General features: G+C 65.6%; 26 protein-coding genes. 9 read left to right on the plus strand and 17 right to left on the minus strand.

Annotated elements, in window-relative coordinates; genetic code table 11:
* The first annotated feature begins 30 nt into the window (after positions 1-30).
* The 4 genes from AC07VH_RS04535 (at position 31) to AC07VH_RS04550 (ending at position 5,434) form a co-directional block, all read left to right on the plus strand.
* Positions 31-789, plus strand: coding sequence for an alpha/beta fold hydrolase (locus AC07VH_RS04535; RefSeq protein ID WP_494786937.1), 759 nt, complete (start codon positions 31-33; stop codon positions 787-789).
* 8 nt (positions 790-797) lie between these two features.
* Complete coding sequence (locus AC07VH_RS04540; protein ID WP_494786938.1) at positions 798-1,283, plus strand: dihydrofolate reductase; 486 nt, start codon at positions 798-800, stop codon at positions 1,281-1,283.
* Between the two features lie 237 nt (positions 1,284-1,520).
* Positions 1,521-3,773 (plus strand): Orn/Lys/Arg family decarboxylase, encoded by a 2,253-nt coding sequence (locus tag AC07VH_RS04545; RefSeq protein WP_494786939.1) that lies wholly within the window; start codon positions 1,521-1,523, stop codon positions 3,771-3,773.
* Between the two features lie 272 nt (positions 3,774-4,045).
* Positions 4,046-5,434, plus strand: a complete 1,389-nt coding sequence (locus tag AC07VH_RS04550) for a sigma-54-dependent transcriptional regulator (protein ID WP_475416439.1) — start codon at positions 4,046-4,048, stop codon at positions 5,432-5,434.
* Positions 5,435-5,440: 6 nt separating this feature from the next.
* On the opposite strand, the gene AC07VH_RS04555 is transcribed toward AC07VH_RS04550, so the two are convergent.
* The 9 genes from AC07VH_RS04555 to AC07VH_RS04595 form a co-directional block, all read right to left on the minus strand.
* Positions 5,441-6,169 carry an amidohydrolase family protein gene (locus AC07VH_RS04555; RefSeq protein WP_475416438.1) on the minus strand — a complete coding sequence of 243 codons (729 nt, stop codon included), beginning with the start codon at positions 6,167-6,169 and terminating at the stop codon, positions 5,441-5,443.
* Positions 6,170-6,178: 9 nt separating this feature from the next.
* On the minus strand, positions 6,179-6,829 hold the full coding sequence (locus AC07VH_RS04560) for a hypothetical protein (RefSeq protein ID WP_475416437.1): 651 nt from the start codon (positions 6,827-6,829) through the stop codon (positions 6,179-6,181).
* Positions 6,830-6,875: 46 nt separating this feature from the next.
* Entirely contained in the window at positions 6,876-7,730 is an 855-nt protein-coding gene (locus AC07VH_RS04565) for a hypothetical protein (RefSeq protein WP_494786940.1), read from the minus strand.
* Positions 7,714-8,760 (minus strand): PLP-dependent aminotransferase family protein, encoded by a 1,047-nt coding sequence (locus AC07VH_RS04570; RefSeq protein ID WP_494786941.1) that lies wholly within the window; start codon positions 8,758-8,760, stop codon positions 7,714-7,716. Before AC07VH_RS04570 ends, AC07VH_RS04565 begins: the two co-directional genes overlap by 17 nt.
* Before the next feature lie 20 nt (positions 8,761-8,780).
* Complete coding sequence (locus AC07VH_RS04575) at positions 8,781-10,931, minus strand: hypothetical protein (RefSeq protein ID WP_494786942.1); 2,151 nt, start codon at positions 10,929-10,931, stop codon at positions 8,781-8,783.
* A gap of 10 nt (positions 10,932-10,941) precedes the next feature.
* Entirely contained in the window at positions 10,942-12,297 is a 1,356-nt protein-coding gene (locus AC07VH_RS04580) for a hypothetical protein (protein WP_494786943.1), read from the minus strand.
* Positions 12,298-12,301: 4 nt separating this feature from the next.
* On the minus strand, positions 12,302-13,033 hold the full coding sequence (locus AC07VH_RS04585) for a hypothetical protein (RefSeq protein ID WP_475416432.1): 732 nt from the start codon (positions 13,031-13,033) through the stop codon (positions 12,302-12,304).
* Positions 13,034-13,096: 63 nt separating this feature from the next.
* Positions 13,097-13,663, minus strand: coding sequence for a hypothetical protein (locus AC07VH_RS04590; protein ID WP_475416431.1), 567 nt, complete (start codon positions 13,661-13,663; stop codon positions 13,097-13,099).
* Positions 13,664-13,929: 266 nt separating this feature from the next.
* Positions 13,930-13,974, minus strand: coding sequence for a type I addiction module toxin, Fst family (locus AC07VH_RS04595; protein ID WP_494787116.1), 45 nt, complete (start codon positions 13,972-13,974; stop codon positions 13,930-13,932).
* Positions 13,975-14,076: 102 nt separating this feature from the next.
* Here AC07VH_RS04595 and AC07VH_RS04600 point away from each other — a divergent pair, with 102 nt between their 5' ends.
* Complete coding sequence (locus AC07VH_RS04600) at positions 14,077-15,882, plus strand: DUF1800 domain-containing protein (RefSeq protein ID WP_494786944.1); 1,806 nt, start codon at positions 14,077-14,079, stop codon at positions 15,880-15,882.
* Positions 15,883-15,892: 10 nt separating this feature from the next.
* On the plus strand, positions 15,893-17,332 hold the full coding sequence (locus tag AC07VH_RS04605) for a DUF1501 domain-containing protein (RefSeq protein ID WP_494786945.1): 1,440 nt from the start codon (positions 15,893-15,895) through the stop codon (positions 17,330-17,332).
* Here AC07VH_RS04605 and AC07VH_RS04610 read toward each other — a convergent pair.
* From AC07VH_RS04610 to AC07VH_RS04620, 3 genes are read right to left on the minus strand one after another with little or no spacing between them, the layout of a single operon-like run.
* A complete protein-coding gene (locus tag AC07VH_RS04610; protein ID WP_494786946.1) occupies positions 17,329-18,168 on the minus strand; it encodes a dioxygenase family protein in 840 nt (279 codons plus the stop codon). The two genes, AC07VH_RS04605 and AC07VH_RS04610, sit on opposite strands and share 4 nt — an antisense overlap.
* Entirely contained in the window at positions 18,126-18,296 is a 171-nt protein-coding gene (locus tag AC07VH_RS04615; RefSeq protein WP_191909705.1) for a hypothetical protein, read from the minus strand. The genes AC07VH_RS04610 and AC07VH_RS04615 overlap by 43 nt, the downstream gene beginning before the upstream one ends.
* A gap of 30 nt (positions 18,297-18,326) precedes the next feature.
* Positions 18,327-18,782 carry a Spy/CpxP family protein refolding chaperone gene (locus AC07VH_RS04620; RefSeq protein ID WP_494786947.1) on the minus strand — a complete coding sequence of 152 codons (456 nt, stop codon included), beginning with the start codon at positions 18,780-18,782 and terminating at the stop codon, positions 18,327-18,329.
* Between the two features lie 192 nt (positions 18,783-18,974).
* Here AC07VH_RS04620 and AC07VH_RS04625 point away from each other — a divergent pair, with 192 nt between their 5' ends.
* Both AC07VH_RS04625 and AC07VH_RS04630 read left to right on the plus strand, forming a co-directional pair.
* Positions 18,975-19,664 carry a response regulator transcription factor gene (locus AC07VH_RS04625; RefSeq protein WP_475416426.1) on the plus strand — a complete coding sequence of 230 codons (690 nt, stop codon included), beginning with the start codon at positions 18,975-18,977 and terminating at the stop codon, positions 19,662-19,664.
* Between the two features lie 2 nt (positions 19,665-19,666).
* Complete coding sequence (locus AC07VH_RS04630; protein WP_494786948.1) at positions 19,667-21,157, plus strand: sensor histidine kinase; 1,491 nt, start codon at positions 19,667-19,669, stop codon at positions 21,155-21,157.
* A gap of 40 nt (positions 21,158-21,197) precedes the next feature.
* On the opposite strand, the gene AC07VH_RS04635 is transcribed toward AC07VH_RS04630, so the two are convergent.
* Positions 21,198-21,539 carry a FlxA-like family protein gene (locus AC07VH_RS04635; protein ID WP_494786949.1) on the minus strand — a complete coding sequence of 114 codons (342 nt, stop codon included), beginning with the start codon at positions 21,537-21,539 and terminating at the stop codon, positions 21,198-21,200.
* A 168-nt stretch (positions 21,540-21,707) separates the two neighbouring features.
* On the opposite strand from AC07VH_RS04635, the gene AC07VH_RS04640 reads away from it, so the two are divergent.
* Positions 21,708-22,946: a PrpF domain-containing protein gene (locus AC07VH_RS04640; protein ID WP_494786950.1), complete on the plus strand. Its 1,239-nt coding sequence runs from the start codon at positions 21,708-21,710 to the stop codon at positions 22,944-22,946.
* Positions 22,947-22,980: 34 nt separating this feature from the next.
* Here the strand turns inward: AC07VH_RS04640 and dcd are convergent, their stop codons facing one another.
* The 4 genes from dcd to AC07VH_RS04660 all read right to left on the minus strand — a co-directional run bounded on the left by dcd (position 22,981) and on the right by AC07VH_RS04660 (position 26,019).
* Positions 22,981-23,550, minus strand: coding sequence for a dCTP deaminase (gene dcd, locus AC07VH_RS04645; RefSeq protein ID WP_034755486.1), 570 nt, complete (start codon positions 23,548-23,550; stop codon positions 22,981-22,983).
* A 132-nt stretch (positions 23,551-23,682) separates the two neighbouring features.
* On the minus strand, positions 23,683-24,483 hold the full coding sequence (locus AC07VH_RS04650) for an alpha/beta fold hydrolase (protein WP_494786951.1): 801 nt from the start codon (positions 24,481-24,483) through the stop codon (positions 23,683-23,685).
* 58 nt (positions 24,484-24,541) lie between these two features.
* Positions 24,542-25,237: an HAD family hydrolase gene (locus AC07VH_RS04655; RefSeq protein ID WP_475416421.1), complete on the minus strand. Its 696-nt coding sequence runs from the start codon at positions 25,235-25,237 to the stop codon at positions 24,542-24,544.
* Between the two features lie 20 nt (positions 25,238-25,257).
* Positions 25,258-26,019: a sulfite exporter TauE/SafE family protein gene (locus AC07VH_RS04660; protein ID WP_489630723.1), complete on the minus strand. Its 762-nt coding sequence runs from the start codon at positions 26,017-26,019 to the stop codon at positions 25,258-25,260.
* Positions 26,020-26,134: the final 115 nt, after the last annotated feature.

Here is a 26,134-nt window from a genome sequence, read left to right on the forward strand (position 1 = left end):
TTTCACCCTCATGAGCGACCTGAACCCGGGATGTCCTTGAATAAGATACAACTCGACTGCATCCCCGGCACCCTGTGCGACGAACGCCTGTGGTCGCGCCTGGCGCCCGCCCTGGACGGCGTCTTTGATCTACGGCACGTGCCCCTGCACGAGGCGCGCACGCGCGCGCAGATGCAATCGATCATCGCCAGCCACAGTGCGCCGCAAGCCCACCTGGTGGGCTTTTCGCTGGGCGCCTACCTGGCGCTCGAACACGCGCTGGCGCAGCCGCAACGCGTGCAGTCCTTGACTTTGATCGCCAATTCGGCCAAAGGTTTGCTGCCGGCGGAAATCGCAGCACGCCAGCGCATCGTCGCCATGCTCGAACGCAATGCCTATGGGGGCATCACGCGCCAGCGCCTGCGCGAATTGCTGCACCCGTCGCACCTGGACGATCCCGCCATCACCGGCCTGATCCAGCAAATGGGCCTGGACCTGGGCAAGGACGTGCTGCTGGCGCAATTTCTCACCACGATCGATCGCCCCGACCTGATGGCGCGCCTGCCGGAACTCAGCTGTCCCGTGCTGATCGTGGGTGCCGAAGACGACAAGCTCGTCCATCCCGACCATTTGCGCGCCATGGCCGCCCGCCTGCCGCAAGCCGCCTTGCACTTACTAAAAGACAACACCGGCCACATGATTCCGCTGGAAGCGCCGGGTCCGCTGGCCGACGCCATGCGTGCGCATCTGGAGGCTGCCGGCAATTTCAACGATAATGACGGGCATCGGGCCATGCCCCAACTACTTTGACAGAAGCAATGAGCCATTTGACCATCATCGTCGCCACCGACCAGCAAGGCGGCATCGGCATCAACAACACCTTGCCGTGGAAACTGCCGGAAGACCTGGCGCATTTCAAGCGCCTGACGACGGGCCACCCCATCCTCATGGGCCGCAAGACCTTCGATTCCATCGGCCGGCCGCTGCCGAACCGCCGCAACATCGTCATCACGCGCAATGCCGACTGGCGCCATGAAGGCGTGGAAGCGGTGCCGTCGGTGGAAGCGGCCATCGCCCTGCTGGACGGCGCCGAAGGCTACGTCATCGGCGGCGCCGAGATTTACCGGCAGTCGCTGGCCCTGGCGCAGCGCTTGATCATCACGGAAATCGGCCAGACCTTTGATTGCGACGCGTTTTTCCCTGCCGTTGACCATGCCGTGTGGCAAGAAACCGCGCGCGAGGCCCATGTTTCGGAGAAATCCGGCCTGCCTTACGCCTTTGTCACGCTGCAACGCAAAGCCTGATAAGGTTATATTGATAGCCAGAATGTTGCTGTAATACCCCTGTCACACCGTTGCGTCACGCTAGCGTACGCTTGTGACGCTTTCGGGTGATATTTTTTTCCCGCAGACGCCGCATTTCTGCGAGAATCCCGTTCTTATTTTTTTCTGCGGCTGCCGGGTTGTACCACCGCCTGACCGTCGCGCCCTAGTCCGCCCCTTCACATCTGTCAGGGGCGGCTTGCTTTTTTGGAGACATGCATGAAATTTCGTTTCCCCATCGTCATCATTGACGAGGATTTCCGTTCTGAAAATACGTCCGGCCTGGGCATTCGCGCCCTTGCCGCCGCAATGGAAAAAGAAGGCATGGAAGTGCTGGGCGTGACCAGCTACGGCGATTTGTCGCAATTTGCCCAACAACAATCGCGTGCATCGGCCTTCGTGCTGTCGATCGATGATGAGGAATTCGGTGGCGGTTCCATCGAGGAAACGGACCACGCGCTCAAGTCCCTGCGCGCCTTCGTCGAGGAAATCCGCTACAAGAACGCCGACATCCCCATTTATCTGTATGGCGAAACGCGCACCTCGCGCCACATCCCCAACGACATCCTGCGCGAACTGCATGGTTTCATCCACATGTTCGAAGATACGCCGGAATTCGTCGCGCGCCACATCATCCGCGAAGCGAAATCCTACCTGGACGGCCTGTCGCCGCCGTTCTTCCGCGCGCTGGTGCACTACGCCAACGACGGCTCCTACTCGTGGCACTGCCCCGGCCACTCGGGCGGCGTGGCTTTCCTGAAGTCGCCGATCGGCCAGATGTTCCACCAGTTCTTCGGTGAAAACATGCTGCGCGCCGACGTCTGCAACGCCGTCGAGGAACTGGGCCAGCTGCTCGACCATACGGGTCCTGTCGCCGCGTCCGAGCGCAATGCGGCGCGCATCTTCAATGCCGATCATTGCTATTTTGTCACCAATGGTACCTCGACCTCGAACAAGATGGTGTGGCACTCGACCGTGGCACCGGGCGACATCGTCGTCGTCGACCGCAATTGCCACAAGTCAATCTTGCACTCGATCATCATGTGCGGCGCCATTCCCGTGTTCCTGATGCCGACCCGCAATCACCTGGGCATCATCGGTCCCATTCCGCTGCATGAATTCACGCCGGAAAGCATTGCCCGCAAGATCGAAGCGAACCCGTTCGCGCGCGAAGCGAAGAACAAGAAGCCGCGCATCCTCACCATCACGCAGTCGACCTACGATGGCGTGATCTACAACGTGGAAACCCTGCGCGAAATGCTGGACGGCAAGATCGACACCCTGCACTTCGACGAAGCATGGCTGCCGCACGCCACCTTCCACGATTTCTACAAGAATATGCACGCCATCGGCAAGGACCGTCCGCGCGCCAAGGAATCGATGATCTTCTCGACCCAGTCCACGCACAAATTGCTGGCCGGCCTGTCGCAAGCCTCGCAAATCCTCGTGCGCGAATCGGACACGGTCAAGCTGGACCAGGACGCCTTCAACGAAGCTTACCTGATGCACACCTCGACTTCGCCCCAGTATTCCATCATCGCCTCGTGCGACGTGGCCGCGGCCATGATGGAAGCGCCGGGCGGCACGGCCCTGGTGGAAGAATCGATCATGGAAGCGCTCGATTTCCGCCGCGCCATGAAGAAGATCGACCAGGAATGGGGCCAGGACTGGTGGTTCCAGGTGTGGGGCCCGGCCAGCTTCAATGACGAAGGCATGGGCCGCCAGGAAGACTGGATGATACGCGCCGAGGATGACTGGCACGGCTTCGGCGACCTGGCCGCCGGCTTCAACATGCTCGACCCGATCAAGGCGACCATCGTCAACCCGGGCCTGTCGCTGGACGGCCAGTTCGGCGACACGGGCATCCCCGCCTCCATCGTCACCAAATACCTGGCCGAGCATGGCGTCATCATTGAAAAATGCGGCCTGTACTCGTTCTTCATCATGTTTACCATCGGCATCACCAAAGGCCGCTGGAATACCTTGCTGACGGCCTTGCAGCAGTTCAAGGACGACTACGACAAGAACCAGCCGATGTGGCGCATCCTGCCGGAATTCGCGGCGGCCAACCCGCGCTACGAAAAAATGGGCTTGCGCGACCTGTGCCAGCAAATCCACGATTTCTACAAGGCCTATGACGTGGCGCGTCTGACGACGGAAATGTATCTGTCGGACATGATCCCCGCCATGAAGCCGTCGGACGCGTTCGCCAAGATGGCGCACCGCGAAATCGAGCGCGTGGCCATCGACGAACTGGAAGGCCGCATCACGTCCATCCTGCTGACGCCGTATCCACCGGGCATCCCGCTCTTGATCCCGGGCGAGCGCTTCAACAAGACCATCGTCGACTACCTGCGCTTCGCGCGCGACTTCAACGAGCGCTTCCCCGGCTTCGAGACGGATGTGCATGGTCTGGTGAAACGCGAAGTCGATGGCAAGCGTGGTTACTTCGTCGATTGCGTCCGTCAGTAACGGTTCATCCAATCTACTGCGCGTCGCGACTTGCGGCCTGCGATGCTCACCGTACTAGAGTACGGTTGCGCTTCTCGGCCACAATTCGCTTCCGCTCGCTACGATTGGATGAACCGTCGTGACGTTCGTTGAACTTCATTAAAATAGCGCTGCCTGATGCGAGTCAGGCGGCGTTTTTCATTGTGCGCCTCCCGCGCACGCTTGCGCCAGATCAAACGGCTGGGGTATCGGACTCCTAAGATGGGCCACTCGCGTACTGGGATGGCCCGTCTATGACGCTCAAGGTGTGGCTGGAAATCGTGCAGCAGGCGGCGGCTGGCAGTGGCGCCTTGCTGATGGCGGCCTTGAAGCAGGCTCAGGTAACTATAGCCCGGCGGCACGATGGCGAGGAGGACGGCGCGGGCATCGTGCTGTTTGCCGAGGCCGATGCCGCGCTGCTGCAAGCACTGCCGGCGCTGTGCGGCCATGCCCGCGTGCTGGCCATTGCCGCCTGCGGCCAGTCCCCCAGTTGCGCGCAAAAGCGCGCGCTGATGGCGGCAGGCGCGCTCGATGTCCTGCTGTGGCCGGCGGGCAGCGTCGATGCGGGCCAGGTGCTGGCGCGCCTGCAGCGCTGGCAAGCCGTGGCGCAGCTGCTGGCGTCCAGCGCCGTGCGCCAGCAGCTGGTGGGCGACAGCGCGGCCTGGACCGCCTTGCTGCACCAGGTGGTGGAAATGGCCGCCTTCAGCCAGGCGTCGATGCTGATCACGGGTGAAACGGGCACGGGCAAGGATTTACTGGCGCAACTGGTCCACCGCCTCGGCAACTGCAGCGGCGGCTTCATCGTCCTCGACTGCACCACCCTGTCGCCGGAACTGGCTGGCAGCGAACTGTTCGGCCATGAACGGGGCGCCTTTACGGGCGCGGCGGCCGCGCGCGACGGCGCTTTTGCCCTGGCGGACGGCGGCGTGCTCTTCCTCGACGAAGTGGGCGAACTGCCGCTGCCGCTGCAGGCACAGCTGCTGCGCGCCATCCAGGAGCGCAAGTACAAGCGCGTGGGCGGCAATACCTGGCAGCCAACCCAGTTTCGCCTCGTCTGCGCCACCAACCGCGAACTGGAAGACGAAGTGGCGCGCGGCGCCTTCCGCGCCGACCTGTATTACCGCATCGCCGGCTGGCGTTGCCGGACGCCGCCCCTGCGCGAGCGCCAGGACGATATCCTGCCGCTGGCCCGGTATTTTCTCGCCGAACTGGCCCAACAACAGCCGCCCGCGCTCGACGCGGCCGTGCGCGAATACCTGCTGCTGCGCGACTATCCGGGCAATGTGCGCGAACTGCGCCAGACCGTCACGCGCATCTGGCACCGCCATTGCGGCCCCGGCCCCATCACCATCGGCGCCCTGCCCCCCGACGAACGGCTGCTGGCGCCGCGCTGGCCCGACCAGCATTTCGAAGCGGCCGTGCGGCGCGCCCTGGCCCAGGGTTGCAAGCTGTCGCACATCACGCGCTGCGCCACCGACGTGGCCATCCGCCTGGTGCTGGCCGAGGAACACGGCAACAACCAGCGCGCCGCCGCCCGCCTGGGCGTGACGGACCGCGCCCTGCAGATACGCCGCAAGGCGGCCGCCTGCGCGGCGCAAGCCGCTACTGCCGTAGCACCGCCGGCCACGCCTGCCGCCCTGTGATCTGCCTCAAGCCAGACCGGCCAGCCGCAAAAAATTGCCGCCCGTGACCAGCGCCGCATCCAGCGGCGGCAGTCCCAGCAGCTGTATCTTGTGCAATTCCAGCCCCGGATGCAGCCAGGGGCCATCCGAGCCGAACAAGACCTTGTGCGGTCCGGCGCGGCGCACGGCCTGTTCCAGCAAATCAAAGCGGCGCACGCCGGAGCTGTCCGTATGGATGTTGCGGTGGCGTACCAGATGGTCGATCAGCGCCAGCTGGGCCGCCCAGTCGTCGCCGAAGCTGCCCAGGTGGGGCAGGATGAAGTTGACGTCAGGATACTGCTGCGCCAGCAGTTCGGCCACGGCCACTTCGCCGGCCGGGTCGTACAGCACGGGCAAGCCGAAGAAACGCGCCGCGTCGCACACTTCGCCGCTGATGCGCGCGTCAAACCGGTGCGCCTTGATGCCGACAAAGCCGTAGCGCTCGACAGCCGTGCGCACCAGGTCCATGATGCGGCCCCGGTCGCGCCGCGCATGCACGAAGGCAAAGCCATAAAAACGCTGCGGATCGGAGGCGACCAGGCGCGCCACGCCGTGGTTGGCGATGGCGTAATCGGAGTGGAAGGTCGCGAACAGCGCGCTGCGGGCGATGCCGGCCGCCTGGGCCCGGCGCAGATAGGCGTGCAGCGGCGCATCGCTGTCCCACGGCCCGCTCAAGCCGTCGCCGGGTCCCGCATGGCAATGACAATCGATGATCATCTAGTCGCGCTATTGCCAGTCGCCCATGACGACGATGCGGTTGCCGCGCCGGCGCCAGCGCCCGCTCTCCTCTTCCTGCTGCGGCGCAGGCGAGCGGAAATGCGGCAATTGCTGGTGCAGGGCCCGCGTCAGCGCGCTTTCCACGGCGCGTGCGCTGCCATCGCCGTCGGCCGCCAGGCGCGCCGCCTGCCCCGCGATGCGTACGAAGCGGCGCGCCAGCTCCAGTTCGCGGTCGGCCGGCGCCTCGGCTTCCATTTCCAGCTCCAGCGCATTGCTGGCCGCGCGCCCCAGGGCCGAGCCGAGCGCCGTGCCCACGCCCGGTATCGGGATCATCGAACCGAGGGCGCCGCCGACAAAGGGCAAGGCCGTCTTGGCCACGGCCTTCAAGGCGCCGCCCAGGGGCTTGGCCACCTTGGCGATAGTCGAGCCGACCTTCTTGACGCCCTTCCACACGCTCTTGAAGATATTGCCGAGAAACTGCTCCAGCTCCTCCTCGCTGGCCACTTCCAGCAATTCCATGGCCAGCTGCAATTCTTCCTCTTCGCTGAAAACGGCCGGCGCCGCGCCCTTGCCGGGCCAGTCCGGGCCGAATTCCAGCACTTCAAACGCGGCGCCGGCCCGTTGCCGGCATTGCGCGCATGCGCATTCGAGTTGGTGCATGATGCTCTCCTTCGCAATGGTCAAGGCGTGGCCGTCAGGCCCACATTCAGCTCCACATTTCACCGAGTACGGCCAGTTCCAGTTCGCGCCGCTGGTTGGTCAGCACGCCGCGCTGGTTGGCAAACATGTCGTCGTGGATGCGCTGCTCGATGCGACGCCGCTGCGCCGCCGAGGACAGGGGCGCGACGTACACCTGATGCCCGCTCACGTCCACGCCCATCATCTGGCCGCACAGCCGGTGCTGCAGCAGGCGCCGGTGCAGATCGTCCGTCTGGCCGCTGTAGGCGCGGCGCCGCCCGCCCGCATCGAACTCGATCACATACAGGCCCGGCCCCCGTCCATTCGGGTCGCGCAGGGCATTGGCCAGCGTCCCCAGCGCCAGGTAATTCAGGGCGGCCGCTTCCGGCACCCGGCCCATGGTGCCGGCCAGGGTTGGCGGGATCTCGCCCTGCTGCTGGCCGTCGTCCTGCCCTTGGTCCTGCCCTTGGTCCTGGTCAGGTTCCGGCTCCTGCTGGTCTCCAAACGCGGGTTCCGCCACGGGATAGGGTGCCGGATAAAGCGTGGGATAGATGGGCGCATAGCCGCCCCAGCCCCGGTAGCGCGGCGGCAGATAGGGCAAGGGCTGGGCCGCATAGCGGGGCGGCCGACGGCCCAGCGCCTGGTAACGCGGCGGCGCGGGACGGCGCTGTCCGCGCAAGGGCGGCCGTGCGCGCAGCCCTCCGCCGCGCATGGCGCCGCGAGCGCCACCGGGGCGCGGGCGTTCGCCCTCCCATTCGGCCTCGGCTTCGTCCTCCCCTTGCCACTCCTGCGACCATTCCTGCGACCACTCCCCCAGCCACTCCTGCTCGCCGGCCGCTGCTGGCTGCCCCGCAAAGGGCAGCATTTCAAACGCTTCGTTCATATCGCCTCCTCGTGTGATGTTCAAGCAAATCCATCGCCTGCTCCAGTTGCCGGGGCGTCTGGTCGGCCCGCAGCAGAAAAGTCAGCGCGCCGCAACCGTCCCCCGCTTGCGTCAGCGCCAGCACGCCCGCTGCGCGCAAGGCTGGCTGCAAATGGGCGCGCCCGGGCAGGCGCTGCACGGGAAAGCTGCCGCCCCGGCAGACGATGCCGGCCGCAGCCATCCCCCTCCTCCATTGCGCCACCCTGTCCCCCAGCCTGGCGCGCAGCGCGTCGCCATGGCGCGCATTGAGCGCCATGGCCCGCCGCGCGGCCGCCAGCACGGCGGCCGACGGCGGACTGGCGTGCACGCGCGTCTGGCTGTGCGCCGCGAAGCGCCGCAACAGGCCGCCGCTGCCCGCCAGCACGGCCAGCGGCACGCCAAAGCCCTTGGCCAGCGAGGCGCCGACGATCAGGTGGCCACCCGCCTTGTCGTAAGCGCCCCGCAAGCCGTGCAGCCGCGCCGAACCGCCGCCGTGCGCGCCCGCCACGCCCAGCACCTGCGTGTCGTCCAGCAGCAGGTAACCGTCCCCCTGGCGCGCCAGGGCCGCATAGCCGGCCAGCGGCAAGGCCTGTTCGCGGCCCGGCACATAGCCATCGGCCAGGATCAGGGGCCGCCACCCCTGCCTGCCCCAGGCCGCCACCAGGCACCTCAGCGCGTCCATCTCGCCACTGGGAAACATGCGCAGCGGCAAACCCAGCGCCTGCGCCCGCTCCGCGCCCCAGCGCGCGATGGCGTAGCTGCCGCCATCGACGAGGATCACCAGCCGCTCGGCCGCCAGCATGCCGAACAGGTCCCAGAACAGGTGCAAGGTCGACGGCAGCACGCAGGCGGCCTCGCAGCCTTGCAGCGCAGCCAGGGCCGCGGCCAGCGCTTGCGCGCCCGGCGGCTCCCGCAGCGCGGCCGGCTGGCCCAGGGTCAGGCTGCTCCACGGCGCCAGCGAGGCCGCCGGATGACGCATGCCCAGGTACAGGGCACTGGTAAAGTCGAGCATGCACGCGCCCCGCCCCCGCCCTAGACGCTGCGCAGCTGCTGGCTCAGGCGCTGGCGCAGCAACACCGAAGGCATCGTCGATTCGACCACCGGGTCGCTGCTGTCGACGGACAAATCGACCCCGGTGGCGGCGCGGTAGCCGTGGATATAGCCCTGCACTTGCGGCCGCCAGAAGCGCGCCCAGTTGAATGCCTGCGTGGGTTCATAGATATCGCTCCAGTTGCCGTAGCGCACAGACAGCAGCAATTGCTCGCCGAAGATGGCCAGGTTACGGAAATGCATGACGCTCGTGTCCGTCCAGCCCTGCAGTTTCTTCATGGCGTCGACCCGGTCCATCCACGGTTCCGGATACGCGACCATCACGCGCGTAGGCAAGAATTCACGGAACTCGGGGCGCGCCAGCATCCATTGCTGCATCAGCATCTCGATGCGCGCCGTCGACGGCAAATCGCCGAACTGGTTGTGCGCGCCCTGCGACAGGATCAGGTGGATTTCCTTCAATGCATTGAGCACGGGGAAGGCGTCCGCCTTCACGGTGGTGTCGTCATCCTGCTTGTAGAACGAGGTCAGCAGGCGCAGCAAGTGGTGGAAAGCCTCCAGGAATTTGGAGCGGCTGTCGGCTGGCCGGAAGTGCTGCACTGCCTTGCCGTCCAGGCGCACACCGTAGTGATGGTCATACTCATAGTTCCGGCGCATCACGGTCAGCCGATGCTGTTCATCCTGCGTGTATCCCCACAGTAAATTATTCAACGGACGCAGCATGTCGATTTCCGTGTTCGACAAAGGATCGAGATGGTTGCCGGGCGAGCGCAGGTTCTGGAAGCGCTGCGCGATGGCGTTCATGGTCTGCACCAGCATGCCCTCTTCGTGCCAGTACGACCAGATCAGTTCCAGCAGGCAAGGATTGGCCAGCTTTTCCTGGATGATGCCAAAGCACAGGTCGACTTCGCCTTCCTGGCCCCGCGGGATGCTGATGGGGATATCGGGCAGCTTGCGGCGGATCACGGCCAGGTAGGGCAAGGTCTGGAAGCCGTCGATGTTTTCCAGGTAATCGTTGCGCAGCACGGTTTCCAGGTCGCGTCCTTGCGGTATGTCGCGCCGGTCCAGGTAGGCGTTGTCCTCGGCCGGATTGAAGGCCAGCGGCTGGTTCAGCACGCCGCAATTGACCATCACGAACGCTTCCGTCGCCACTTTCAGCACGCGGTAGGAATCGGCATCGGAAAACGGCAGCGCGCGGCGCTGCTTGAGCTGCTGGAACATGTCGGCCTTTTTCACGAAGCGCTCCTGCTCGAAGCCCCGTACGCTGGTCAGGTCGCCGCAAAACAGACTGTCCATGAAATGCAGATAATTGGTAAACGACATCGCCTCGGTACTGTTGCGTATCAAGGTCCACAGCGGCAAGTCTTCCGTCGGCTCCGTTTCCGTGCGCGTCAGCGATACGCCCACGTTGCCGGTGATGGGCTGCGGCTGGCGCTCTTCCGTCTCGTATTCCGCGTCCACGGCCAGCATGGCGTTCGGGCTCAGCCCTTCCGGCACGGGCAAGGCGCTGCGCAGTTCGGGGCGCTGCGCCAGCATCATCTGTCCCATGAAGCGGTGCATGCCGACGCGCCGCACGGGCGTGGAAAACGCGTTCGCCGTACCGCGCATGGGCACCCACGGCGCGGCGGCCAGCACTTGCACCTGGTCGCGCCCGTCGGCGCTCTGATCGCCGTCAAACGAGACGGTGGCGATGGCGCGGTCGCCCACCCTGCCGAACTGACAGTCGCTGGGATGGCAGTCGGCCGTTTCAAACGCCAGCGCCACCTGCGGATTGAGCTGGGGCTTGAAGCACAGCACGGCGCTGCAGCCGGCCTGCACCGTCACGCACTGGGGCGCCGTGGCGGGGAAATTGCCATACACCCCCACGTAACTGCCCGTCATCAAGTCGGCAAACACGGTGCTGCCACGCCCATCCGTCCAGCGCACGCCCACCAGCATGGCGGGATCGGGCACCCAGGTTCCGGCATTGAACAGATGGCAATCCGCCTCGGCACCCCGGTACAGGCTGATGGCGGCATTGACGACCATGGCTCCGCTTTCCTGCTCGTGTACGGTGACAGCGATGCTGCCGCCCTGGTGTTTCGGGCCCGCCTGGCCCACCCCTCTGCTTTTGCTGCTCATCTTGCTGCTCATGTCATTCTCCTCAATGGATAATCAAACGGGATGCCAGGGGCGGCAGCAACCTGCCGGACTGGCGGCCATGCCGCACGACGTCGGCGCACAGCTCCGACGTGTCCAGGGTGCTGCGCAGGGCCCAATGGGTCAGCAAACGCCCCAGCAGCTCGCTTTCGTCTTCCGGACTCAGGGTGCCGCTGGCGCGCGCCTGGCCCAGCACGGCGAACACCAGGGTCGGCGCGGCCTGGTACATCTGCGCCGGCGCCAGGGTCCAGCTGCGAAACAGCTGCGCCAGCATGGCCGGCTGGCGTGTGTGCACGGCCATGGCTTCGACCAGCGAGCCGCCGCGCAAGGCGGGCGGCCGATGCTGCACCAGCAAGCCCACCAGGGCCGCCATGCTGGCCTGCAGCTGTTCCAGCAGCCGCTGCCGGGCTGGCGGCAGGCCCGTCAGCGGGTAGTACGACAGCCACAGCTGCTCCAGCCGGTCCCATTGCGGATGCGGATACAAGGCCCGCCCCATGGCGCAGCTCAGGCGCACCCGCAGCCATGGCACCGGATGGGGATCGTCGATATTGAGGCGGAAGACAAACACGCGTGGCAGGCTGACCACGCCGATCAGGCCCAGGGTGGCGGCCACGCCGACCCGTGCCAGGGACCAGAAATCGGCCACGATCTCGGAAATCCACCGTTCCCACAGCTGCCACACGTGCACCAGACCGCTGCCGCCATGCTGCATGGCTTGCAGCACGGGCCGCAAGGACGCCACCAGGTCCAGCAGCGCCGCGCCCTGGTGGCCCACCTCGTGCACCAGCGACGAGGCGATGCTGCTGCCGATCATGCGTTCGCGCGGCAGGCGGATGATGGCGACGGGATTGTCGCCGCCGCCCGGCAGGCGCGTGCGCGCGCGGCGGATGGCGGCGCCCGGCCCCCGGTCCAGGTAGCAGATCACGGGCGGCGCCTGGTACACATTGCCGGGCAGCGCCAGCGCGTCAGCGGCAACGATGTCGAGCCCGGCCAGCCAGACGCCCGTCTTGTGCTCGCTGCGCTGCGTGATGACCTCGTTGAACAGGTCGAACTGGGTCAGCGCGGCATTGAATTTCAGGCGCAGGAAGGTGAAGCGGCGCTGCGCCTCAGCGGCGGTGGCCATGCTGGCCCCATCGGCGTGCTCGCGCCGCAGCCAGCGCTGGAACTGGGCCACCATGCGCCGCAATGCGCGCCGTCCCTGCACCAGCTGGCTTTCGATGGCCGACTGGGCGCTGGGCATCAGGGCGGCCGCCAGCACCGTCGGCTCGATCAGCGCGAACGGTTCCAGCCGCGCCAGCCGCGTCAGCAGCGAGCGCGCCTCCTGCGCCAGCATCCAGGCAGCATAAGCGCCGATGGCCATGATGTCAGACGCCGTACAGGACGATTTTGTGGCCCTGGCGCGCCCAGCGCCCGCTGGACGGGCGCATGCCCGCCGAGCCCCTTGCCGCGCCACCCTGCGCCATGGCGCCGCCCGCAGCGGCGCCGCTGCCGTTCTGCGTGGCGACCTGGCTGCCGGGGCGTCCCAGCAAGCCGGGCGCGAACTGGCGCGCCGCCGCGCTGGCGGCCGCCTGGGCGATGGCGCGCGGGTCGCCCGAGCCGCGTGCCTGCGCGGCACGGTTGACCGTGTCGGCGGCCAGGCGCACGAACTGCTTGGCGCCCTCGAATTCGCGGTCTTCGTTCGATGAGGCTTCCGCTTCCAGCCCCAGCGCATTGCCAGCCGCCGAGGCCAGACCGCTGCCGATCTTGGCCCCCAGCGGGCCGCCGAAATAGCCGCCGATGGCGCCGCCGGCCAGGGGAATCGCTTTTTTCGCCACGCCCTTGAGCACGCCGCCGACGGCCTGGCCCACGGGCGACTTGATGATGCCGCCCGCCACCGAGGCGGCCTTGCGCAGGAAATTGCCAAGAAACTGTTCCAGTTCGGCTTCATTGCTGACCGACAGCAGTTCATTGGCAAGTTCCATCTCCTCGGCTTCGGAAAACATGGCGTTCGCGCCGCCCTCGCCGCTCCACTCGCCCTGGCCAAACTCGAACTGTTCCGCTTCAAAGCCGGACATCTCCTGGCCGTATTCCAGGGTCGTACGATCTAAGTCATGCATGATGAGCTCCTAAAAGTTAGCACCTCGGTTGACACTACAGTGCCGGACGAACTGGCCGTCCGGCTAACAATCGAGCACGACGATGTGCCCGCCCTCGCGGCGCCAGCGGCCACCGGCCCGTCCTGGCGTTTGTGCCGCCTGCCTGAGCAAGCCTGGCGCCACGGTACGTGCCACTTGCAACAGGGCCGTTTCCACCTGCGCCCTGGGCGCGCGCGCGCCCGTGCCGGCATCCTGCGCCAGCGCCGTATTGACGGCGTCGATCAGATGCACGACCTGGCGCGCCAGTTCGAATTCCTTGTCTTCCGGGCTCAATCCTTCCAGTTCCATGCCGAAGATGCCTGCGGCGCGGCGCTTGAGCGCCTGCGGCGAACCGCCATGCAAGGGCAGCAGGGGCGCCACCACCTTGCCCAGCAACTGGCGCAACGGCCCTTCCAGCGGCGTGCCGCGCACCTGCTGGCCCGCCGCGGTGGCGTCCAGCTGGTGCCCCAGGAAAGCATCGAACTGGGATGGCGCCTGCAACTCCAGCAATTGCGCCGCCAAGGCCAGCTCATCTTCCTGCTGCAGCGGCAGCATGCCGGGCGCCTCAGGCAATTCCATTTCGGGACGATAGGCGAGCAGACGGCTGGTCATGGCAAGCTCCGGTGAAAGACGGGCGGGGTGGCCCATGCCTCCCTGACGCAAGGGCCATGCCAGCCGGGCGCGGGAGAAGAACGGGACGCGATGGCGAACGCCGTTTCGCCGATGCGATAAAAACCATGGTTTCCGGCGAAGCGAGTTTCGTTGTCAAGATGAGCTTTCAAACAAGCTTAATTGGCAGGAATGATTACGTCGCCTATCCGCCACAATGCCCGCGAACGGCAAAAAATATTTTCTATTTTTAAAAAATAAAGTTCGCGCTACCACTTCGAAAACAATCTCAACACCACGCCAACGGCCGGCAAAAATAAACGTGGCCAACACGTAAATACTTAATTGAAAACAGGATTTTGGTAGTTAAGCCCTACAATTAAGCGGCTAGAATTTGATTGCTTGAAAGAAACTAAATGACTGACTCTACTTTGCGCCGTTTGCTGGCCGTCACTTTGTTCAGCCTGCTTTCCGCCTGCGGCGGTGGCGGCGACAGCAAGACCGGCTCCACCCAGAGCCCGGACATCTCGGTCGTGCCGCCAGCGACCACCGCCCCCGGCGATCCGGCAGCTCCCGGCAGCACGCCCGGCGACACCATCGCGCCGCCGCCCCTGACCACGCCCCCGGCCGGCCAGGCGGCCACCACCTTCACGCGCCAGCAGGCATCGCGCTTCCTGGGCCGCGCCACGTTCGGACCGGACATGGCCGCCATCGAGGCGCTCGCCGCCAGCGACAGCGACGCCTGGTTCCGCGCACAGTTTTCCAAGCCACAAACCTTGCATCGGAAATATATCGACGCGATGCTGGCGGCGCAGGCTGCCGGCGGGGAACGCACCAGTTTAAGGACGTTCTATGAAACGTTCTGGCAACAAGGCATCCGCGGCGAGGACCAATTGCGCCAGCGGATGGCCTTTGCCCTGTCCGAAATCTTCGTCATTTCCATGCAAAACGAGTCCGTGCAGCCGCAGCTGCGTGGCGTGGCCAGCTACTACGACATGCTGGGCCAGCATGCTTTTGGCAACTTCCGCGACCTGCTGGAAGGCGTGGCCCTGCATCCGATGATGGGACTGTACCTGTCCCACCTGCGCAACCAGAAGGAATCGGCCACGCGCACACCCGATGAAAACTTCGCCCGCGAAGTGATGCAGCTGTTTAGCATCGGCCTGTACCAGCTGAATGCGGATGGCAGCCTGAAACTGTCCGGTGGCAAGCCCATCGACACCTACACGCGCGACGACGTGGCGGGCCTGGCGCGCGTCTTTACGGGTTGGAGCTGGGCCGGTCCGGACCAGAGCGCCACACGCTTCTATGGCGGTACGGCCGATCCCGACCGCGACTGGAAGCCGATGCAGAACTACGCGGCCTTCCATTCCAGCGGCGACAAGCGTTTCCTGGGCCAGAGCATCTCCGGCGCCAGCAGCGGGCAGGCCGACCTGAAACTGGCGCTCGACACGCTGTTCAACCATCCCAATGCGGGACCGTTCTTTGGCCGCCAGCTGATCCAGCGCCTGGTCAGCAGCAATCCCAGCCCAGCCTACGTGGGCCGTGTGGCCGCCGCGTTTGCCAACAATGGCAGCGGGGTGCGCGGCGACATGCAAGCCGTCATCCGCGCCGTGCTGCTCGATCCGGAGGCGCTGGCCGCAAGCGGCACCACTTTGCGCACCGGCAAGCTGCGTGAGCCACTGCTGCGCCTGGCCGGCTGGATGCGCGCCTTCGATGCAAAAGCGACCAGCGGGCGCTACCGCATCTATTATCTGGACGACCCACTGAGCGGTCTGGGCCAGAACCCCTTGAATTCGCCGTCCGTGTTCAATTTTTTCCGCCCCGCCTATACGCCGCCCAATTCCGCCCTGGCCAGCGCTGGCCTGGTGGCGCCGGAACTGCAAATCACGGCGGAACCATCGGTGACCGGCTATCTGAACTTCATGCAGGAAGCCATCAATAGCGGTGTCGGCGATGGCCGTGAAGTCAAGCCCGACTACACGCGCGAACTGGCACTGGCCGCCGACACGGGCGCCCTGCTCGACCGCATCGATCTGCTCCTGATGCATGGCAGCATGCCCGCCAGGCTGCGCGGGCAAATCCTGACGGCCGTCAATGGCATCAGCATCCCCGCAGCCACGGCCAGCAATGCCGCGCAGGTCGCCACGGCCCAGGCCAACCGCGTCAAGCTGGCCATTTTCCTGACCATGGCCTCGCCGGCCTACCTGGTACAAAAATAAGAGCGATCACATGCAAAACTTCCCCTTTTCCCGCCGCCGCTTCCTCGGTTCCATGCTGAGCCTGGCCGGCACCACGGCCGCGCCGTTCGCCATGAATCTGGCCGCCATGGGCAATGCCGCCGCGCAATCGGCAGGCGACTACAAGGCCATGGTTTGCCTGTTCATGGCAGGCGGCAACGACGCCTTCAACACGGTGCTGGCCACCGATCCCACGTCATGGAGTGAATACACGCGCCTGCGCAACACGGGCGCCGCCGACTCCATCCATCTGCCCGGCGTGGGCGAGACGGGCGGCGTCTTGCCCATCGTGCCCGCCACTGCGCAAACGGGCCGCGCCTTCGCCCTGCATCCCCAGCTGGCGCCCCTGAAAGACCTGTTCGACAATGGCCGCGCCGCCGTCGTGGCCAATGTCGGCACCCTGATCCAGCCCGCCACCCTGGCGCAGTACAAGGCCGGCAGCGTGGCCTTGCCGCCCAAGCTGTTTTCGCACAACGACCAGCAATCGACGTGGCAATCGGGTTCGCCGGAAGGGGCCAGCACGGGCTGGGGCGGGCGCATCGGCGACGTGGCCGGCGCGGGCAATACGAATGCCATGTTCACGGCCATTTCCGCCGCGGGCAATACCGTCTTCCTCAGCGGGCGCCAGGTGCGCCAGTTCCAGGTGGGCCAGTCGGGCGCCGTGCCGATCCGCGGCCTGAGCGGCAGCCTGTATGGCAGCACGGGCGGCGCGGGCGCGCTGCAAGCCATCATCAACGATGCGGGCAGCGATCTGATCGAACAGGAACACGTGGCCATGGTCCAGCGCGCCATTTCCAGCCAGAGCATCCTCAGCGGCGCCATGCTGGCGGCCGGCGCGGGCGGCGTGCCCAATCCCCCGCCCTATGTCAATCCGAACACGGGCGTATCCGGCGTCAATCCGCTGGCCGTGCAATTGCAGACGGTGGCGCGCATCATCGGCGGACGCGGCCCCCTGGGGGCGAAACGGCAAGTGTTTTATGTGACCCTGGGCAGCTTCGACACGCATGACAGGCAAAAAGTGCTGCACGCCGACCTGATGGCGCGCCTGGCCCATGCGCTCGCCTACTTCGACACGACCCTGGCGGCCCTGCAGGGCGCCGACCTGCGGCGCCAAGTGACGACGTTTACGGCGTCGGACTTCGGCCGCACCTTCAGCAGCAACGGCGACGGCACGGATCACGGCTGGGGCGCCCACCACTTTGTCGTGGGCGGCGCCGTGAAGGGCCGCGACATCTATGGCGCCTTCCCCGTCACGGGCGTGGGCCATGAGCTGGACGTCGGTTCCGGCGCCCTGCTGCCGACCACCTCCGTCGACCAGTATGGCGCCACCCTGGCCAAGTGGTTCGGCGTGGCCGACAGCCAACTGGCCGAGGTCTTCCCGAACATCGGCAACTTCAGCCGGCGCGACCTGGGTTTCATGACGGCAGCTTAACCGTTCACGGCGATCGTCAGGGTGACGACGTAGCCATCCGTGGCGTTGCCCGTCACGGTGGCCATCTGCAGGCTGGTGCCGTCGCTGAAGACATTGTCGGCGGCATAGCTGATCTGCGCCAGGTTGCGCACGCTGGCCGTGTAGCCGCTGGCCGTATAGGCCTCGTTCAACGTTGCCATCGGGAAGGTAAACTGCGAGGTCTTGATGCGGTTCGCGGCGCTGGCCGCCTTGGCCAGGCTGGGATAGACCTCGACATGCACGTGCGGCATGCGCCCCGCGTAACAGCCGGGAAAGATGGTCGTAAAGGAAAGGTTGCCGGCGCTATCCGTTTCCTGCACGCCGCGCAGGTAATTTTGCGCCGTCACGCCGCTCGAATACAGCGAATACAGGCCTTCGCGGTCGCAATGCCACAGGTAGACGGCATAGCCAGCCAGGCTGGCGCAGCCGCCGCTGGCATTGAGCAGCTGCAATTTGATGGTGAGCGGCACGCCCGCCGCCACGCCCGTGGCGCCGTTGAAACTGGCGCGGATATCGCTGCGCACCACGCCCGACTGGTTCAGCACGTTGATGATGCTGCCGCCATGCGTGTTCGTGCCGTCGGCCGGATACGGCCCGCCCGTTTCCTCGGGAATCACCGTGCAGGCGCCCGTGCTGGGTGTCGCGCCCGCAGCGGCACCGCTGCCTGCGACCGCGCCGCTGGGGTCCGACCCGCCGCCGCAGCTCATCAAAGGCAAGGTGGCGGCGCCGGCCAGCAGCCAGCGCAGGACTTGCCGCCGCTCGGCCGCCTGCCGCATCATTTCGAGGTCGGATGCCAGACCGTGATCATGTAATTCCATACATACTCCATCAAGTGGGGCAAGCCCGCCAAGGCGGGGCTCAGGCTGGCGCACAGGAACAGCGCCTGTGTCGCATGGCGCGAGAGCGCCTGCAAGCTGCTGCCCGGACGCAAGGCATGGATGCGCATGCTGACTCTCCCTGTGTTCGCGCCTGCCGCTTACTCGGAGCGCTGGAGGTCGCGCGGACCCTGGCGGCTGTCGCGCCGCTGCCGCGCCTGCTTGCGCTGTTCCGGCGTCAGCACGGCCAGCAATTGCTGCTCCAGCCGCGCCTGCTGCAAGCTGATCGACGCCATGGCTTGCGCCGCCGTGCTGGCCAGCGCGCTGGCCTTCGCATCGTCGTAGGCATCGGATGCGGCCAGCGCGCGCAGCTGCGCATGGGCCTGGAAGGCGATCTTTTCCTGTTCCCGCAGCAAGGGTGCCTGGGCGTAGGTGGCGGCGAAGACCTTGTCCTGCTGCGCTTCGCTCAGCGCGATGCCGTGCAGGAACGGCGGCGGCCCCGGCATGGCGCGCGGCGGCGGGCCGTCCGGTGCGAATTCCTGCTGGGCCAGGGCGACCAGCGGCATGCTGCAGGCGGACAGCAGCAACAGGGACAGGACAATACTCAGGTGTTTCATCGGGCTTTCCTTTCGTGGCGACCAGCCCTGATTGTCGGCGTCTGGCGTGTAAAGCAACGTTAGGGCCGCGTAAAAGCGTGTAAAGGAAGCTGCGCAAATGTAAGCGGACGTATGTAAAAGCGGGTAAAAGGGCCCTGAAGCGCCCCTGTTGACTGCTATCATCGGGCGATATTCACCCGAAAAAGCACAGGCATGAGCAAGGTTTTGTTAATCGATGACGACGTGGAACTGGTCGGCATGTTCCAGGAATACCTGACGCAGGAAGGTTTTGACGCCCGCGCCGTGCATGACGGCGAAAGCGGCGCGGCCGAAGCGCTGACGGGCCTGTACGCCATCGCCATCCTCGACGTCATGATGCCGCGCATGAATGGCCTGGAAACCCTGCGCCGCATCCGCGCCGGCAGCAACCTGCCCATCCTGATGCTGACGGCGCGCGGCGACGACACGGACCGCATCGTGGGGCTGGAGCTGGGCGCCGACGATTACGTCACGAAACCGTGCACGCCGCGCGAGCTGACGGCGCGCATCCGCGCCATCCTGCGCCGTTCGCAGGCGGCGCCGCACGACAACTCGGGCATGGCGCCGCTGACCGTGGGGCAATTGACGATGTGGCCGGAACAGCGCCGCGTTTCCTGGGCCGGCACGCACCTGGAGCTGACGAGCACGGAATTCAACCTGCTGGAAGTGCTGGTGCGCCATGCCGGCAAGCCCGTGAGCAAGAATCAACTGTCCGAACTGGGCCTGGGCCGGCCCATGGCCCGCTTCGACCGCAATATCGACGTGCACTTGAGCAGCCTGCGCCGCAAACTGGGCACCCTGGCCGACGGCCGCTCCTGCCTGCAGACCGTGTACCGTCTCGGCTACCAGCTGATCAAGGAGTAAGCGTGGGGCGCCTGTTCTGGAAGTTCTTTCTGTGCATCATGCTGGCGCAGGTGACGGCCACCATCGGCATCGGCGGCACGTTCTGGCTGAAAAACCGGGCGGCGCAGCAGGAGCGGGCGCTCGACATCGACACCAGTCCACCCGCGCAAATGATCATCGAGGCCGCCAGCGCCACCCTGGAAGCGGGCGGCAGCGAGGCCTTGCGGCAATTTCTGGGCAAGCTCGAGCGCATGCGCGTGTTTGCCGTCGATGCGCGCGGACACGAACTGATGGGCCGCGCGGTGCATCCCGCCATGCTGAGCAAGGCGCGCGCCATGCTGGAGCAGAGCCAGCCCCATCCCGTCGTGCGCACGGTCACCGGCAGCGACGGCCAGCGCTATCTGCTGTTCCTGCCCTCGTCCGAACGCTTCCGCAATGCCGAGGCAGGCGCCGCGCGCGACACCCTCAATGCCGTCACCCTGAGCGGCCCGCGCGCCATGGGACCCGGTCCACGGCCCAGCGAAGCGGGCACTGCGCCGCCACGCGGCGAATTCGGCCGCGGCATGCCGCCCGGCCCGCGCATGGACAGTCCCTACCGCACCTTCATTCCCCTCGGCGCCGCCATCGCCGCCAGCCTGCTGTTCGCCTTCTTGCTGGCCTGGTATTTTGCGCGCCCCATCCGCGACCTGCGGCAGGCGTTCGAGGCCGCCTCGCACGGCAACCTGGCGCCCCGTTTTCACGCCAGCGGCAAGCGCGGCGACGAGTTGACGGACCTGGGCCGCGATTTCGACCGCATGACGGGCCGTTTGCGCCATCTCATGGAGAGCCAGACGCGCTTGCTGCATGACGTCTCGCACGAACTGCGCTCGCCGCTGGCGCGCCTGCAGGCCGCCATCGGTCTGGCGCACCAGCAGCCGGACAAGATGGACGCCTCGATGCAGCGCATCGAACGCGAAAGCGAACGCATGGACAAGCTGATCGGCGAGCTGCTGACCCTGTCGCGGCTGGAAGCCGGTGCCGGCTCCCCGCTCAGCGAAGACGTCGACATTGCCGAGCTGCTGCACGACATTCTGGAAGACGCCCGCTACGAAGCGAAGGCGCGCCAGGTGGACATCGGCCTGGAGGGCGACGCAGCCAGCGCCGACGCCGCTGTCACGGGCCGGCCCGAACTGCTGGCGCGCGCCGTGGAGAACGTGGTGCGCAATGCCGTCAAGCATAGTCCCGATGGCGGCACGGTGGAAGTAAAGCTGTCGCGCCTGCATGACGGCAGGCAGGATCTGCTGCGCATCGCCGTGCTGGACCGGGGCCCCGGCGTGGCCAGCGCCGACCTGGCCAGCATTTTTGAACCCTTCTTCCGCGCCAGCAACACCCAGCACAGCACGGACGGCCACGGCCTGGGCCTGGCCATCGCCCAGCACGTCATCGGCGCCCATGGCGGCCGCATCGGCGCCAGCTTGCGCAGCGGTGGCGGGCTGTGCGTGGAAATGTTGTTGCCCGTCAAAACGCCAGGCTGAGCTGCCGCGAGCCTGCCGACGGGAATTGCCGGCGACCTGCCTACGCCTGGGTATCGATGATGCTACCCAGGGTCGACGCGCTTGACCTGGCGGGACTGGACGCCGACTCGGCGCTGCTGGCCGCCTGAGAATCGTCTTGCGCCGCCTGCTGCGCGGCCGCCGCTTGCAACTGAGCAATTTGCGCCTGCAAGGCCTGGATTTGCTGCGCCAGCTGCTGCTGCAGCTTTTGCGACGCCTCCGTCTGCTCGCCCTTCTGCGACTCCGTCAACTGCTTTTGCGCCGCCGTGATCTGCTTTTGCAGCGCCGCGATCTGCGCACTGCTGCCCACACTGGCGCCACTGGCCACGCTGACTGCGCTGCCGGAACCGATTGCCGCTACCATACTGCCTCCTTGATCATTCAATACCTTATTATCGGCGCGCAAGGTACTCAATACAGGGCGGCAAGTGTAAAGGCGGGTAAAGGCATGTAAAGACGCCGCGCACACCATCCGATTGCACACCAGCAAGAAAAACTGGCACACTGGCGCTTCCTGCCTTGACCACGATCCATGATGATGACGCCCCTGCTGCCCGCCCTGCCCGACCTCGTGCCCCGCCTGCGCTGCGGCATGATCGAGTTTCCTGTCCACCACATGCGCGGCGGCACATCGACGGGCCTGGTCTTGCATGCAGCTTCCGTGCCGGCCGAACAGACGCTGCGCGAGGAATTGCTGCGCCACCTGATGGGTGCGCCCCAGTCCGGCCGGCAGCCGGGCAACCGGCAAATCACGGGCCTGGGACGGGGCGCGCCCACCAGCAACAAGGTCTTCCTCGCCGGGGTGGAACAGCATGCGGGCCAGCCGCGCCTGGTCAGCACCCTGGCGCAGCTGGCGGGCGAGCACGGCGATATCGACTGGAGCGTGAACTGCGGCAATATGTCGTCCGCGCTGCAACTGTGGGGACTGGACAGCGGCGTGATCGAGGCCCTGGCCATCGGCGCGCACGACGTCGATATCCGCAACACCAACACGGGCGTCATCACCACCTCGCGCATGGCGCGCGAACTCGATGGCAGCTTTACGGCCGCCAGCATTCCTGGCGTGACCGGCAGCTTCCCCCGCGTGGACCTGTTCCTGCGGCAGCCGGCCGGCGCCAAGACGGGCAAATTACTACCAACAGGCAATGCGCAGGATGTGGTGCACGGCTATGCGGTCTCGTGCGTGGACGTGGCCGTGCCCATGGTCATCGCGCTGGCGAGCCAGTTCGGCAAGACGGCGCGCGAGTCCATCGCGGAACTGGAAGCGGATACCGCGTTCATGCAGGCGATCCGCCAGGTGTGGAGCGCGGCGGGACTGCTGATGGGCTTGCGCAAGCGCGATGGCCGGTTGATGACCTTGGAAGAGCTGGAACGCAGCGAAACCATCCCCAAGTTCTGCATCGTGGGACCAGCCGTGGGAGAGGGAAATATTGCGGTGCGTTACTTCACGCCGCAATCGGGCCACGCCTCGCTGGCCGTTTCGGGCGGCTGCTGCCTGGCGGCCGCCTGCCTGATACCGGGCACGGTGGCGCATGCGCTGGCAAGCGGCGTGCCGCCTGTCGGGCAGACCGATACGGAGATTGAACTGGGCATAGCCAACCCGGCCGGCATCCTGGATACCACCATCGTGGCGCGCCAGGACGGGGCGACGGGCACCATCGCCATCGACGGCGCGGCCTACCGGCGCAGCGCGCAAATCTTGCTGCGCGGCCATGTTCCCCTGTACCAGCCGTCAACGGCGCTGAAGGCGTGGCTGCTGAAACAATGTTAGAGCAGGACTGGCGCCCCGCCCGTTCAAGCAATCATCAGGTCTTCGGCAGGGTCACGCCCACCTGGCCCTGGTACTTGCCGCCGCGGTCCTTGTACGAGGTTTCGCACACTTCGTCGGATTCGAAGAACAGCACTTGCGCCACGCCTTCGTTGGCATAGATTTTCGCTGGCAACGGTGTCGTATTCGAAAACTCCAGGGTCACATAGCCTTCCCATTCCGGTTCGAACGGGGTGACGTTGACGATGATGCCGCAACGTGCATACGTGCTCTTGCCCAGGCAAATCGTCAAGACGTTGCGGGGAATGCGGAAATATTCCACGGTACGGGCCAGCGCGAACGAATTCGGCGGGATGATGCAATAGCCCTTGCCCGATACGTCGACGAAGTTATTCGCGTCAAAATCCTTGGGGTCGACGATGGTGGTGTTAATGTTGGTAAACAACTTGAACTCGTCGGCGCAGCGGATGTCATAGCCATAGCTGGAAGTGCCGTAGGAAACGATGCGGTTGCCGTCGCGTTCCTTGACCTGGCCCGGTTCGAACGGCTCGATCATGCCCGTTGTTTCCGCCATGCGGCGTATCCATTTATCGCTTTTAATCGTCATCGCAGGGGTATCTTTCTAGAATATCGAATGGCTGGGGCGGCGCGCCAGGTGCAGGCGCGGCCCGAATGGCAGGATTTTACGCGAAAATCCGCCGCTGTTGGCCCCCATCCCCTGAAAATCCTTGGCGGAAGGCTATTGTTTCGCCAACAATGCCGTGATCATCTCGCGCACCACTTGCGCCGTCAGTTCCGGGTTTTCCATGGGAAATAGATGGCCGCCCGGCACTTGGCGGAAAAACTTGCCGACCAGCTTGCGCGTGGCCGTCAAGCCCGCCTGGCGGCATTCCACCGATTCCGTGCCGCCGATAAAGCCGATGGGCACCGGCAAACCATCCTTGACGAGGCCGCCGATATGGTGCGGCAGGCTGCGGTAGACCTGCGTTTCCACTTCGCGCGTAAAACGCAGCTGCACCCCGTCCGGATGGGGAACCAGGCCGCTGTCGATGTAGTCGCGCAAGACTTGCGGGGCCCAGATGGCGAACATATCCTTGGCCGCGAAGTGTTCATACGCGGCTTGCGCATCGGGCCACAGCTTGCGCCGCCGGGCGGAAAAACGCGAGGGTGAAAACCGCTCGCCCAGCGCCGTGTTGCGCGCCAGGCGTACCAGCAAGGCGCGCCAGCCCGCCACCACGGGCGAATCGAGCAAGACCACGCAGCGCACCAGGTCCGGCCGCTGCTTGGCCACCATCACGCTGAGCATGCCGCCCAGCGAATGGCCGACGAGGATCACGGGCGCGCTGTAGCGGCGTTCCAGGTCGTCGATGTACTCGCGCACCAGCTCGGGCCAGCCCGTGCTGACGGGGTAATCCGGGTCGTGCGCATGCATGTCGAGCGCCTGCACGGTGTAGTGCTGGCCCAGCAAGCCGAACAGCTTGCGGTAGGTGCCGGCAGGATAGCTGTTGGCGTGGGCAAAGTGCAGTTGCGGGAGGGTCATCGTGGAACGGTGCCGGTGAATGCGATAGGCAATTGTAATGGCATGCCGGCAAGACGGATCAGAGGAAGGCCTCTAATTGCCGCCGCGCTGGCGCCATGCCGGGCACGAACGAGGCCAGCACTTCGCCCAGCTCGGCGTTGGAATCGACCACGCAAAACGCTTCGTCAAACGCGTGGTGACGGTTCATGGGATTGCGCACGACGATGCATTCCAGCCCGGCCGCATTCGCGGCGCGCAAGCCGCGCGGCGAGTCTTCCACGGCCACGCAGTCGGCGGCGGCCAGGCCCAGGCGCTGCAAGCCCAGCTGGTAGCCGTCGGGCGCCGGTTTGCTTTCGCCATACATTTCGCGCGTCAGCACGAAGTCGAAATGGCTCAGCAAGCCCGTGGCCGCATGGCTGATGCGGAAGTGTTGCTCATAGGCGCTGGTGACGACGCCCATGGCCACGTGCGGGCGCAGCGCCGCCAGCACCGGTGCGATGCCGGGGATGGCCAGCTGGCGCGCCTGGCGCAGGCGTTGCGCAAACAGCACGGTGCGCTCGGCCCGCAGGCGCTCGACCAGTTCGATGGCATGGCCCTGCCCCAGCAGCAGATGCCAGGCGCCGTAGTTATTGTCCAGGAACCAGTCAAAGAATTGCTTCGGCGTCAGCTCTATGCCATAAGGCAAGAGCAAGTCGCGGTTGCTTTCGTAAAACAGCTGTTCGGTATCGACCAGCACGCCATCGTTGTCCCACAGCACGCCCTGGATGGTTTTCATGGCTAGTGTCGTTCAAAAACTTACTTGAAGAAGATGTCGTAGGACAATTTCACGATCAGCAACACCAGCAGCACGAGGAAGAGGATGCGCACGAAGGCGGCGCCGCGGCGCACGGCGATCCAGGTACCCGTCAGGGCGCCCAGGATATTGCACACGGCCATCGGTGCGGCCACGGCGTAGACCACGTGGCCGGCGGGAATGAAGAAGGCCAGCGCGGCCACGTTGGTGGCGATATTCACCAGTTTCGAGCAGGCCGAAGCGAGGATGAAATCGAAGCCGAAGACGCGGATGAACAGGAAAATCAGGAAGCTGCCCGTGCCCGGCCCGAACAGGCCGTCATAAAAACCGATGGCGCCGCCGATGACGACGGCCAGGATGCGTTCGCGGGGGCCGATGGGGCGCGCTTCGCGCGTCGTGCCGAAATCCTTCTTCATGAAGGTATAAATCGCCATGATGATGATCAATACCAGCACCATGGGGCGCACCACCTGCTGCGGTACGTAGGACACGGCGGCCGCGCCGATGAAGGACATGACGAAGGCGCTGGCCACGGCGGGCAGCACCAGCAGCCAGGGGATGTGCACCTTGCCAACGAAGGAGCGGGCGGCAAATGTGGTGCCGCAGGCGGACGCCAGTTTATTCGTGCCCAGCAGGGAGGTCGACGCCATGTTCGGCATCAGGTTGAACAGGGCCGGCAGCTGTATCAGCCCGCCCCCGCCCACGGCGGCATCGATCAGGCCGGCAAAGAAGGCAAATAAACACAGCAGCGAGATGGTCAGCATGATAGGCAATGGGGAATGGGCGACAGCGGCAGTATAGGCGTCAGGCATTTTTTCCGATGCAACTTCAAATTGCGGAAAACGCAATCAGGCGTAACGCTTGACGGAATGCGCCCCG

This window comes from Janthinobacterium sp. GW821-FHT03C10 (assembly GCF_059420865.1).